We start from the raw sequence: 12,030 nt of genomic DNA on the forward strand, positions 1-12,030 counted from the left end.
ATGTCACTGGCTAAAGCATCGGTATGGACTGCGGGTTCTACACTGATAAAGATCGGTGTGGGACTTCTGATTGTTAAATTATTGGCGATTGTTTTTGGCCCTAGCGGTGTTGGACAGGCGGGTAATTTCCGTCAACTTATTACCGTTCTGGGGGTATTAGCAGGAGCAGGTATTTTTAATGGTGTGACTAAATATATTGCTGAATATCAGCAGCAACCGGAACGATTGCGTGCGGTACTAGGAACTTCTTCTGCCATTATCCTTGGGTTTTCTACACTGTTGGCAGTGATTTTTTTACTGTGTAGTGTGCCGATTAGTATAGGGTTATTTGGTCATCGGGATTATGAGCCAGTTGTGAGGGCACTCGCATTTATTCAAATGGGTATTGCCAGTGCCAACTATTTTCTGGCTATTTTGAAAGGATATCGGGATGCTCAGGGGAATGCGCTGGCAATTATTCTTGGCAGCTTGATTGGTGTGATTGCCTATTATCTCTGTTTCATCCTTGGAGGGTATGAAGGTGCTTTGGCTGGTTTGGCCTTAGTGCCTGCGTTGATAATATTTCCTGCGGGACTGATACTTTGGTATCGCAAAGTGGTTTCGTTATCTGATCTTAAGCCTATGTGGGATAAGGTACTGGCTGGTCAGCTTGGCAAATTTACCCTTATGGCTTTGTTGACGTCTATCACTTTACCGGTTGCTTACATTATGATGCGAAACCTGCTGGCAGCGCATTATAGTTGGGATGATGTAGGAATTTGGCAAGGTGTAAGTAGTATTTCTGATGCTTATCTGCAATTTATCACAGCTTCTTTCAGTGTTTATCTATTGCCAACACTTTCACGATTGCAGGATAGGGGCGAAATATCAGATGAAATAATTAAGGCGCTGAAATTTGTTTTGCCTGCCGTGGTTGCTGTGAGTTTTACCGTATGGTTATTGCGTGATTTTGCCATCTCATTGTTGTTTTCTGACAAGTTTACTGCCATGCGTGATTTGTTTGCCTGGCAGTTGATTGGTGATGTCTTGAAAGTGGGCGCCTATGTTTTTGGTTATCTGGTGATTGCTAAAGCTGCGTTGCGTTTTTATGTGCTGACTGAGGTTAGTCAGTTTTTGCTGCTTACTGGTTTTTCCCATTGGTTTATTCCTGTCAATGGAGCGTTAGGTGCAACGCAAGCTTATATGACAACTTACATTGTTTATTTCACCCTTTGTTGTGGTGTATTTCTTGTTTACCGCAGGCGAGCATGACAACCTTAATTCATGTTTTGGGATCTGATATCCCACATCACAATCGAACGATATTGCGTTTTTTTAATGATGTTTTAGTGCAAGAAATTGGTTTTTCAGCCAAACCCAAGTTTATGGTGGTGGTCAGGAATCGGGTTTCTCTGGATGATTATCCGGAATTGGATATAACATTTTTCGATAGTAAAAAATCTCTGTCACGGGCTGTTACTGCAAAAGCGCAGTCAGACAGGGCTTGCCGGTTTTTTTTTCATGGTCAATTTAATACGGGTTTGTGGTTGGCACTGCTGTCAGGAAAAATTAAACGTAGTCAATTTTGGTGGCATGCCTGGGGAGCAGATCTGTATGAAGATTCTAATCAGCTAAAATTCCGTCTATTCTATTTCCTGCGTCGTCTGGCGCAACGTCGGGTAGGGCATGTATTTGCGGTTCGTGGAGATCTTTATTTCTATTCTCAACGTCATCCTAATGTACCAACATCATTGCTCTATTTTCCAACCAGAATGGACTCTACTTTAACGATGACAGAAAAAACATCTGCTGAAGATGGCAAGATGACAATTTTGTTAGGGAATTCTGGTGATCGATCAAACCGTCATATTACAGCATTGAAAACTATTCATGAGCAGTTTGGTGATAAGGTCCGAATCATTATCCCAATGGGTTATCCTGAAAATAATCAGGCTTATATTGCTCAGGTTGAGCAAACGGCTTTATCACTGTTTGACCCAGAAAATTTGGAAATTATTAAGCAAAATATGGCGTTTGATGATTATCTGGCATTACTGTGTTGTTGCGATTTAGGGTATTTTATGTTTGATCGCCAACAAGGGGTTGGAACAATTTGCCTATTGATACAATTTGGTGTGCCGTTTGTACTTAGTCGTCGAAATCTTTTCTGGCAAGATCTGATAGAACAACAGGTACCGATATTTTTCTTCGGTGATCCTCTGGATAGACAACTGATTGCAGAAGCACAACGGCAGATGTTTTCCTTAGACAGAAATACAATAGCTTTCTTTAGCCCGAACTTTGTTGATGGTTGGCGACAGGCGTTGGCAAAAGCCGCAGGAGAGCAGCAATGACTTTAACGCAGTTTGGCGGATTATTTGTTGTTTACCTGATATCACTGGCTTTTATCCTGACGTTAACTTATCAGGAATTCAGGCGTGTACGTTTTAATTTTAATATGTTCTTCTCATTGCTTTATTTGCTGACATTCTATTTCGGTTTCCCACTGACGTGTTTGCTGGTTTTTCAGTTTGATGTTGAGGTGGTACCAGTAGACTCTTTGTTACATGCTCTGTTGGCTTCAACTTGTTTTTATGCCATTTATTACGTCAGTTATAAAACCCGGCTGAAAAAACCTTCTGGGCAACCTAAGGCACCGGTATTCACCATAAACCGGGTAGAAACTAATTTGACATGGTTACTGCTGATATTAGTTGCGGTGGTAACAGTTGGGCTATTCTTCATGCAGAATGGTTTTCTACTGTTTAAATTACAGTCGTACAGTCAAATTTTTTCCAGTCAGGTTTCCGGTGTGGCTTTGAAGCGGTTCTTTTACTTCTTTATTCCAGCCATGTTGGTGGTTTATTTCTTGAAGCCGACACAGTTACGCTGGCTGTTTTTCCTGATCAGTACAGTTGCTTTTGGGATTTTGACTTATGTTATTGTTGGGGGAACACGGGCTAATATTATTATTGCATTTGCGTTGTTTCTGTTTATCGGCATTGTTCGTGGTTGGATAACCTTGTGGATGCTGATAACTGCGGGAGTAGTAGGAATTGTTGGCATGTTCTGGTTGGCACTTAAACGCTATAGTTTGGATGTCAGTGGTTCAGAAGCATTTTATACTTTCCTCTACCTTACAAGGGATACTTTCTCCCCGTGGGAAAATCTTGCATTACTGCTGAATAATTACGATAAGATTGATTTTCAGGGTCTGGCGCCTATTATCCGTGATTTTTATGTCTTTATTCCAAGCTGGCTTTGGCCTGGACGGCCTGATACCGTGTTGAATTCTGCGAATTATTTTACTTGGGAAGTGCTGGATAACCACTCTGGTCTGGCAATTTCCCCAACTCTGATAGGCTCCCTGGTTGTGATGGGAGGTGCACTGTTTATTCCAGTTGGTGCGATTGTTGTTGGGTTAATAATTAAGTGGTTTGACTGGATTTATGAATTAGGAAAACAGGAGACTAATCGTTATAAGGCCGCTATTTTGCAGGCATTTTGCTTTGGTGCGATCTTCAACATAATTGTGTTAGCTCGTGAAGGCGTGGATTCATTTGTTTCCCGTGTGGTGTTTTTCTGTATTGTTTTTGGCTTATGTTTGGTAATTGCTAAGTTGTTGTATTGGCTATTTGAGAGCGCCGGGCTGATTAAAAAGTATCTGACTAGCAACATGGTTGTATCGCAAAAGCATCCGCGGCAATGTAAGGAAAGAAAATGGAGCTAAACAATATTCCTAAGTATAGTATTCGTGGCCTAAATATTTGGGGCTTTCGCGATATGGCGCACTTTCTTGACCATATTTTTCAACGCGGGCAGGTAAAGACGGGGACTTTGGTTGCGATTAATGCGGAAAAAGTTCTGACGGTAGAGGAAGACACTGCTTTAAGTGCTCTGCTGAGTGAAACAGAATATCTGTATGCTGATGGTATTAGCATTGTACGTGCTATCCGCCGTAAATACCCTGATGCTGAAGTTTCCCGTGTAGCGGGTGCAGATCTATGGGAAGCCATCATGGAGCGAGCTGGCAAGGAAGGCACACCTGTCTTTTTGGTTGGCGGAAAACCAGAAATATTGGAACAGACGGAAAACAAACTACAGACTCAGTGGAGCGTTAATATTGTTGGTAGCCAGAATGGTTATTTCACGCCAGAAGAACGTAATATTGTTTTTGAACGGATTCATGCTAGCGGAGCAGCAATTGTGACAGTTGCAATGGGATCGCCTAAGCAGGAAATTTTCATGCGTGATTGCCGTAAAATTCATGCCGATGCTCTCTATATGGGGGTTGGTGGGACTTATGACGTATTCACTGGTCATGTAAAACGTGCGCCGAAAGTATGGCAGAATCTCGGGCTTGAATGGTTTTATCGTTTGTTATCACAACCAAGCCGCATTCGTCGTCAGTTTAAGCTACTGAAGTTTCTGGGATATTACTACAGCAATCGTTTGTAAATGTGTTTTCTGCCTGTCGTATAGCAATTTGCGGCAGGTTGCCAAAAAATTCATTTTACAGCACCTATATAACAGTTTGATCCTACCGGGCTTTTGTCATCTGTACTAATTATTAGGTAATTTTTTATTCCACTGAGTGGAAAAACATGTTTTGATCCCTGCCATTTTTATGGCTGGTCAAAACCAGTTTTGTATATTTTGACTATCACACATTACAACACATAACAATGGACAGGGAGTTTATGGCAGATCAACAACAGGGCCTGCAACGAGGTTTAGAAGCCCGTCATATTGAGCTAATCGCATTAGGCGGAACTATTGGTGTCGGTCTGTTTATGGGCTCAGCCAGCACGCTGAAATGGGCGGGGCCTTCCGTTTTGCTGGCTTACATTATTGCCGGAATTTTTGTTTTTTTCATTATGCGGTCCATGGGTGAAATGCTGTTTCTTGAGCCTGTCACGGGTTCTTTCGCTTCTTTTGGACATAAATATCTCAGCCCATATTGGGGATGCCTGACCGCTTGGGGTTATTGGTTTATGTGGGTGGCAGTAGGGATATCAGAAATAACAGCTATTGGCGTTTATGCCGAATTCTGGTTCCCTGAACTTCCTCAATGGGTGTCAGCATTAATTGCAGTGGCATTGGTCGCTTTGGCAAACTTGGCGGCGGTACGTCTTTATGGTGAGCTAGAATTTTGGTTTGCCATGATTAAGGTGACCACAATTATCGTGATGATCCTGATTGGTTTGGGGCTGATATTTTTCGGTATAGGTAATCAATGGCAACCTATTGGATTGGGTAATTTGACCGCTTATGGTGGTTTTTTTGCTGGTGGCTGGCAAGGATTTCTATTTGCGCTCTGTATTGTGGTTGCATCTTATCAGGGAGTGGAACTGGTAGGCATCACTGCGGGAGAAGCTAAAAAACCACAGGTGACGTTAAAAAAAGCAATTAATAATATCCTCTGGCGTATCTTAATTTTCTATGTCGGGGCGATTTTCATTGTAGTTACATTGTTTCCATGGACAGAAGTTGGTTCACAGGGTAGCCCATTTGTGATGACATTTACCAAAGTAGGGATCACTTCAGCGGCAGCCGTAATTAACTTTGTTGTATTGACCGCGGCGCTTTCTGGTTGTAATAGCGGTATGTACAGTGGTGGACGTATGCTCTATGCGTTGGCACAAAACCGTCAGTTACCTTCATCACTGACTAAAGTGTCAAAGAATGGTGTTCCGGTAATTTGTATTACCATTACGATCCTGTGTCTGATAGCGGGTTCCAGTTTGAATTATTTGATCCCAAATCCACAGGCAGTTTTTGTTTATGTCTACAGTGCTAGCGTCCTACCGGGAATGGTTCCATGGTTTGTTATTCTGATGAGCCAGCTGCGTTTTCGTCAGTATCATCAAGCGGCACTGAAACAACATAGTTTCAAATCTATTTTGTTCCCATATGTAAATTATCTGACACTGGCATTTTTATGTTGTGTGTTGGTAGGTATGGCAATTAATCCTGATACCCGTTTCTCACTGTTGGTAGGCGGAGGATTTTTGCTAATAGTGTCGTTGATTTATTGGTTGGTGAAGTTTTTTAGTGGCAGAAAACCAATAGCCCGATAGATGGATTTGCTGTCATAGCTGGGGTGGTCGGAAAATGAAGAGTTGGCTTTATCAACGAAATGAACAAGGTGTAATCAAACGCATCATTTATTTAAAAAAGCACTGGACAGTATATCATTAAATCCGTACTATCCCCATCCGCAACGGCGTTAAGCGCCCGTAGCTCAGCTGGATAGAGCGCTGCCCTCCGGAGGCAGAGGTCTCAGGTTCGAATCCTGTCGGGCGCGCCATTATTTGCGTGCAAGAGCTACGGTGATGTATTCTGCTGTTGGTAAGTAGTGAATTAAAGTAAATAGCTGTTATGGTGGCTATAGCTCAGTTGGTAGAGCCCTGGATTGTGATTCCAGTTGTCGTGGGTTCGAGTCCCATTAGCCACCCCATCTTTTTTATGACATGCGAGGGTGGCGGAATTGGTAGACGCGCTAGCTTCAGGTGTTAGTGTCCTTACGGACGTGGGGGTTCAAGTCCCCCCTTTCGCACCATAGAAAAGAAAAAATTTCGGCGAGTAGCGCAGCTTGGTAGCGCAACTGGTTTGGGACCAGTGGGTCGGAGGTTCGAATCCTCTCTCGCCGACCAGATTCTGAAAAACCCTGCTTAAGCAGGGTTTTTTGCATTCGGTGCCTTTCACTCTTTTAATTTTTCTGTTCCCTCCTTAAATTTCTTATTTCGATGTATGTTTTATTGAAAAAGAGGTTTAGTGAATTTTCTTTTTCTTGGCACTAACCGTCCGTTTTATATGGTAATTTATTATTTTGTTATATTCTGACGACAATTGATATATTGACTGTCTCAAATAGGAGACTTTTAATGTTTTGAATTCTAATAAAAAATTCAGAATTTGTGAGATATTGTCTCAAATAAGAGACAGTGAATAAAGTGAGCTTTGTGATGGCTTGTTTTCTCGTTGTAATAAATGGAGAAATAGCTGATGAAGCGAGGTAGTCTTCATCTGAATAAGAGTTGGCACGTTAAATGCATTACTTAAAGACGTAGATGCTCATCCTATTTCTTATGATAGCATAGGCTTCATAAACCCGGGGATGATGCAGAGCCGATTATCGGTGCCTATTGTCCACGTCACAGATGAATAAGGTGTAGCTATCTTGTCATCACCGACCGGACTCAACGTTGAGTGAGGCACTATCCGTCTGTAGACCTGATTGTATTTATACACCTATCTTTTTCTAAGGTAGGTGTTTTTTTTGCCTTTTTTAAGAATATCTTATAGGTTCATAAGCGGTTCGGGTATTAATATCTGATATAAGTAAAGCTTAAAATATGATTGCTGGTTTTGCTATAAAACAGGTCCGGTTGCTTTACTGGCATTTTTTCTTGGTGGTTTTGGTGCCCATAAGTTTTATCTGGGCAAGATAGGTATGGAAATTTTATATCTGGTATTTTGCTGGACGCTCATTCCTGCACTTATCTCATTCATTGAATTTACTATTTATCTCTGTACTTCCGATGAGGATTTTGCCAGAAAATATGGTTAGAAAAGTGCCCTCGAATAGAGAGCATTTTTAATTAATAGTATGAAATATCAAAGGAATAACGGTAACTGGATCATGAAGACACCGTATTATCTGAGCTATTGTCTATGAACTACATTACTCTCGCACTTCAATGTTAGCATTAATCCCTCACGACGAACTTGTGCTGCTTCTTCCGGTTTACGTAATTTATCCAATGCATCTGCTAACCAGGCATAATCGTGGGCATCGGGTCGCTGAGCTAATGCTGCTTTGAAATCTTTTGTTGCTTGTTCCCATTGTCCATGTCGTAAGGCAATTTGTCCAAGGGTACTGTTTAATAGAGGGGTTGCGTCGTGCTGCTTTAGCTGATGGTCTAGTGCTTTTTGTATTGGTTTCGGATCTTCACTTTTTAACCGTGGAATTAATAGCAGTAAACGTTCATCGTACTGACGTTTTAAACTTTCTAGAATGATCTTTTGCGCAGTTTCATGGTCATCACATTCAATCAAATGTTCAGATATTGCAACTTGCAAAGCCACATCGTGACGAATTTTACGGCTTTGGTCATGCCACCAACGCTTTAAACCTTCACTACCTTGCTCTGCCATATGCTGATTCATCAAACCGATATAGGCTTGTTGACGTAGCCTGTGAATTTGTAATTCGTCATGCAGGCGGATTTTTTCCATGGTTGGCAATATATCAATCAGTGACTGGTGAGCATTTGATCTTGTATAAGCCTGTTCTGCTAGGCGCAAGACTTCTGGATGGCGTGGAGCTTGATTTAGAAGTTTGTCTACACCATGACGGGCGGCATGAATTTCACCTTGCGCCAGTTGAATGCGCACACGGGTAATATCAACAGGTAATTGATTGTTGTCTGCGACTTCTGCTGCGCGTTCCAGATATTGGTTAGTACGGAACTCATCTCCCCGTTGCTGGGCTGCTTCAGCGGCTAGTAAGTAGTTGATTACAGGTTGTTCTGCATGATCCGCATTACGAGTCAATAATTGCTCTACTTGTTTAAAATCACCTTCGGCCAGTTTAATCAGTGCTTCTTTTGTTTGGGCATGGGCACGGCTACGTTTGCGCCCAAGGAACCAGCCTCGAGTGCGTGAACTTGTGCGTATGACTCTGCGGTAGGACCAGCCAAGAAAGCAAAGTATTAATTGTAAGAGAACAAATATGATAAGTAGACCGGTAACACTTGTTTCAATGTTGTAGTTGTTAGTTTGAATGAGAACATACCCTTGATGACCCGCAATTATTGGGCCAAGCATGATACCAACAATCAACACAACAAACAGTAACAGAACTTTCAGCATTGCTTAGCCCTCCTGACTGGTTTCAGAAGATTGGGACAGCAAGCTGCGGACTCGGGTTTGCATCAGTTTTTCCAATAAAGGCTGACTTGAAAGATGATCCGGTACAGTCATGGAAATAGGTTGCTGACTCAGTGAATCAATTTCTTCCAGGAATGCTTTAGTATTTGGATCGTTAATATTAAAGTAAGCTCTGACCCAGGTTGAAACCGTTTCCAGTGATTGTTTAAATACTTCTCCTTGATGACGTGGTATTGCTTGAGCTGCGATCAATAAGCGGGCTCGGATGTTTTCCCGTAGATAGATATCTTGATTTGGCGCTAATAATGGCTCAGCAGCAGTATCACGGCGACGGATAGTAATGAAATTATCCATAAAGCTGCTCCAGCTTTTGCTTAGGTTTTGGCGCCATTCAGATAACGTACCGGTTAATTCATCATTGTCTTCGTCCATGGGTGAGCCATCGTTGGTATTGTCAGCTAGACGTAGGTTGTCCACCTGGTTAGAAAGCTGACTCACCCTCAGGATAATGCCATCAAAATCAATTTGGTTGATGGCAGACAATTCGCTTATGTCCTGTGTAATTGCCCGGCGGATTTCAATCAGGCTTGGATCATTCATTTCAGCAAGACTGGCGTCTGCATTTTTTAGCAGAGCAGCAGCAGTGATTACATCCTGATCATTCCATAATTTCCGGCCAGCCATTTTGACTAGAAAATCAGCTTGTGCTAGCAACCAGCTTTTTACATCAGAACTGGATAACGCCGATATTTTAGTCTGTAATTCTTGCAGGCGATTATCCAATTGCTCATTTTGTACGGTTTGTGCAGCAACTTGACTAAAAGCTTGCTTCTGTCCTTTGTACAGAGCTTCAATACGTTGTTGATCTTGTGATTGTTGATGTTTTAGCGATTCCAGTTGTTGGCGCAGCTCTTGGTTCTCTGCACTCAATAAATGGCTTTGCTGTTGTCCGTAGTAATAAAGGCTACCACCGATTGCCAGAATAATTGCAATAGCAATAATGTTTTTCAGAACGCCAGAACGTTCTTGTTCCTGAGGTTCTCCGGGCTGTTGTGGAGGTTCAACCGTTTCTATTGTTTTTTCAACTGTCTCGGCGGACTGTTTTTGTTCCGTCATAGTGGGCATCCCATGTCAGTTTATTCTAGTGCCTGAATTAAGGCATCGTTATCTGCACTTTTAGCAACTTTGACATCTTGCCAGCCCAGATTCCGGGCAGTGTGCGCAAGACGCTCGCTTACCACAATAAGATGGCAATTCAATAACCACCTGTTTCGATCGCTTTCGGGTATTAAGTTATATAACAGTTGCAGTATTTCGCTGCTGGTTACAACTAAAGTCTGTACTCTGTGCCTCTGCCAGCGAGCGCTGAATTCTGCTGCCGAGTAATCTACTCGCTGGCGAAAATAACATTCACAGTAATTAACTGTGGCACCCCTTTCTGTCAAAGTTTGGGCAATAAGTTCACGTCCACCATTTCCTCTGAGCAGCAAAGCTTGTTTATTTTCAACCTGATGTAAGGAGGGGAGTTCTAGCAGGGTTTCGCTGGTTTCGCCCTCTAATGACCAGGCAATATTTATACCAGTCAATTGATGAAAAGCCAGAGCAGTTGATCTACCAATAGCATAATAAATCAGCTTGTTTGGCCATGATAGATTAATTTTATTTAACTGCGAGTTTGCGTAATGAACTGCATTTTTTGACAGCAGAAATACCATATCACCGGTATTTAGGCAGCAAAGTTTTTCGGCCAGTTGTGACAGCTCTGAACTTGGACGAATATCGATTAAAGGTGCGCTGAAAGCAGTTTTGCCCACAGCCTGTAACCTTCTGACTAATTCTTCTCCGGCAGGAGAAGGGCGTGTCACCAGAATACTCATGTAGGGGGATTGCCTCGATAAACTTCCGCCAGAATTTCTCTTGCTCCCTGTTCCAGCAATTCTTCTGCTAGTTCAACGCCTGCCTGACATGCATCTTTGGGTAAGACTGTTCGCTCGCCACGAATAATAACGCTACCATCTGGCGCTCCAACCAATGCTCGCAGCCAGATCTTTCCATTCTGCCAGATCGCATAACTACCTATTGGTACCTGACAGCCTCCTTCCAAGCGGGTATTCATTGCTCGTTCGGCAAGAACACAGATTTCTGTGTCATAGTGATTTAATGGTGCCAGTAGAGCACGTGTTTGCTGGTCGTCAAGACGACATTCAATCCCCACGGCTCCCTGACCAACGGCAGGTAATGACTGTTCTGCAGATAATGGTGTACGGATACGGTCATGCAATTCTAACCTTTTCAACCCTGCAACAGCGAGAATGACGGCATCGTAATGACCGTTATCCAGTTTACTCAGACGGGTTCCAACATTACCCCGAAGGTCACGGATAATCAGATCAGGGCGTAGTTCACGGAGTTGACATTGACGGCGTAAACTTGATGTACCGACAATACTGCCCGCTGGTAGTTCATCAAGAGAGTGATATTTGGTAGAAACAAAAGCATCACGTGGATCATCGCGTTCGCAAATAGTGACTAATCCTAGTCCTTCAGGAAAAGAAATGGGGACATCTTTCATCGAATGAACAGCGATATCAGCTTGACTTTCAAGCAGAGCCAGTTCAAGTTCTTTGACAAATAGCCCCTTACCACCCACTTTTGCCAGAGGCGTGTCTAGAATGATGTCTCCTTGGGTTACCATGGGAATCAGTTGAACTTCTAAATCTGGGTAAAATTGTTGCAATTTTTGCTGAACATATAATGCTTGCCACATAGCCAGAGGGCTTTGGCGGGTCGCGATACGGATAGTTTTAGTTGACATAGATGCTTGTATTTTTCAGGCTTTGCAGCTGTCATATAAATGAAAAACATAGTACCTGTTTTAACACTTCAACAGTTTTTTTTCCAGCTAAGACCTGGGAAGATAATATACAGATTATATTAAAATATAAAATAAATTTTAATTTTTAAATTATTTTTATGTCAATGCCAATGGATTGATTTGAATGTGAATTACATTTTACCGTAAATCATTTCTGTAATTGGAGAATTCTGAATAGGAAGAATTGCTAATTGAAATATAACCAATAAGGTGTTTTTTATAAGATCGTTGATAACAAAGAATTACATGCAATACCCGAAAAATGGGCAAAGGAGATGTCC

At 42.2% G+C, this 12,030-nt stretch carries 9 protein-coding genes, 4 tRNA genes and 1 pseudogene; 10 read left to right on the forward strand and 4 right to left on the reverse strand.

Going from position 1 to position 12,030, the window contains the following annotated elements; all coding sequences use genetic code 11:
- The 10 genes and pseudogenes from wzxE to BO26_RS22020 form a co-directional block, all read left to right on the forward strand.
- Positions 1-1,251, forward strand: a complete 1,251-nt coding sequence (wzxE, locus tag BO26_RS08625; RefSeq protein WP_036770854.1) for a lipid III flippase WzxE — start codon at positions 1-3, stop codon at positions 1,249-1,251.
- A complete protein-coding gene (locus BO26_RS08630) occupies positions 1,248-2,333 on the forward strand; it encodes a TDP-N-acetylfucosamine:lipid II N-acetylfucosaminyltransferase (RefSeq protein WP_036770855.1) in 1,086 nt (361 codons plus the stop codon). Before wzxE ends, BO26_RS08630 begins: the two co-directional genes overlap by 4 nt.
- On the forward strand, positions 2,330-3,709 hold the full coding sequence (gene wzyE / locus BO26_RS08635) for an ECA oligosaccharide polymerase (RefSeq protein ID WP_036770856.1): 1,380 nt from the start codon (positions 2,330-2,332) through the stop codon (positions 3,707-3,709). Before BO26_RS08630 ends, wzyE begins: the two co-directional genes overlap by 4 nt.
- Complete coding sequence (gene wecG, locus BO26_RS08640) at positions 3,700-4,437, forward strand: lipopolysaccharide N-acetylmannosaminouronosyltransferase (protein WP_036770857.1); 738 nt, start codon at positions 3,700-3,702, stop codon at positions 4,435-4,437. Before wzyE ends, wecG begins: the two co-directional genes overlap by 10 nt.
- Before the next feature lie 242 nt (positions 4,438-4,679).
- Positions 4,680-6,059, forward strand: coding sequence for a bifunctional threonine/serine APC transporter ThrP (gene thrP / locus BO26_RS08645; protein ID WP_036770859.1), 1,380 nt, complete (start codon positions 4,680-4,682; stop codon positions 6,057-6,059).
- A gap of 153 nt (positions 6,060-6,212) precedes the next feature.
- Positions 6,213-6,289 (forward strand) — tRNA-Arg (locus tag BO26_RS08650).
- A 74-nt stretch (positions 6,290-6,363) separates the two neighbouring features.
- A tRNA-His gene (locus BO26_RS08655) sits at positions 6,364-6,439 on the forward strand.
- Positions 6,440-6,454: 15 nt separating this feature from the next.
- A tRNA-Leu gene (locus BO26_RS08660) sits at positions 6,455-6,541 on the forward strand.
- 17 nt (positions 6,542-6,558) lie between these two features.
- A tRNA-Pro gene (locus BO26_RS08665) sits at positions 6,559-6,635 on the forward strand.
- 737 nt (positions 6,636-7,372) lie between these two features.
- Positions 7,373-7,552 (forward strand): annotated as a pseudogene (locus BO26_RS22020) (TM2 domain-containing protein); the annotation flags it as partial.
- Positions 7,553-7,647: 95 nt separating this feature from the next.
- Here the strand turns inward: BO26_RS22020 and hemY are convergent.
- The 4 genes from hemY to hemC are packed head-to-tail and all read right to left on the reverse strand — an operon-like array spanning position 7,648 to position 11,689.
- Complete coding sequence (hemY, locus tag BO26_RS08670) at positions 7,648-8,856, reverse strand: protoheme IX biogenesis protein HemY (RefSeq protein ID WP_036770860.1); 1,209 nt, start codon at positions 8,854-8,856, stop codon at positions 7,648-7,650.
- A 3-nt stretch (positions 8,857-8,859) separates the two neighbouring features.
- The gene (gene hemX, locus BO26_RS08675) at positions 8,860-9,990 is read right to left on the reverse strand and encodes a uroporphyrinogen-III C-methyltransferase (RefSeq protein WP_036770861.1); all 1,131 of its coding nucleotides are present in this window, start codon (positions 9,988-9,990) and stop codon (positions 8,860-8,862) included.
- Between the two features lie 20 nt (positions 9,991-10,010).
- Positions 10,011-10,751 carry a uroporphyrinogen-III synthase gene (gene hemD, locus BO26_RS08680; protein WP_036770862.1) on the reverse strand — a complete coding sequence of 247 codons (741 nt, stop codon included), beginning with the start codon at positions 10,749-10,751 and terminating at the stop codon, positions 10,011-10,013.
- A complete protein-coding gene (gene hemC, locus BO26_RS08685) occupies positions 10,748-11,689 on the reverse strand; it encodes a hydroxymethylbilane synthase (RefSeq protein WP_036770863.1) in 942 nt (313 codons plus the stop codon). The genes hemD and hemC overlap by 4 nt, the downstream gene beginning before the upstream one ends.
- Positions 11,690-12,030: the final 341 nt, after the last annotated feature.

The organism is Photorhabdus australis DSM 17609, from assembly GCF_000711895.1.
GTDB lineage: Bacteria > Pseudomonadota > Gammaproteobacteria > Enterobacterales > Enterobacteriaceae > Photorhabdus > Photorhabdus australis.

Excerpts from the sequence above, each read along its gene's own strand:
- wzxE (WP_036770854.1), top strand. The coding sequence starts at position 1 with ATGTCACTGGCTAAAGCATCGGTATGGACTGCGGGTTCTACACTGATA.
- hemY (WP_036770860.1), bottom strand. The coding sequence starts at position 8,856 with ATGCTGAAAGTTCTGTTACTGTTTGTTGTGTTGATTGTTGGTATCATG.
- wecG (WP_036770857.1), top strand. The coding sequence starts at position 3,700 with ATGGAGCTAAACAATATTCCTAAGTATAGTATTCGTGGCCTAAATATT.
- BO26_RS08630 (WP_036770855.1), top strand. The coding sequence starts at position 1,248 with ATGACAACCTTAATTCATGTTTTGGGATCTGATATCCCACATCACAAT.
- hemD (WP_036770862.1), bottom strand. The coding sequence starts at position 10,751 with ATGAGTATTCTGGTGACACGCCCTTCTCCTGCCGGAGAAGAATTAGTC.
- hemX (WP_036770861.1), bottom strand. The coding sequence starts at position 9,990 with ATGACGGAACAAAAACAGTCCGCCGAGACAGTTGAAAAAACAATAGAA.
- hemC (WP_036770863.1), bottom strand. The coding sequence starts at position 11,689 with ATGTCAACTAAAACTATCCGTATCGCGACCCGCCAAAGCCCTCTGGCT.
- thrP (WP_036770859.1), top strand. The coding sequence starts at position 4,680 with ATGGCAGATCAACAACAGGGCCTGCAACGAGGTTTAGAAGCCCGTCAT.
- wzyE (WP_036770856.1), top strand. The coding sequence starts at position 2,330 with ATGACTTTAACGCAGTTTGGCGGATTATTTGTTGTTTACCTGATATCA.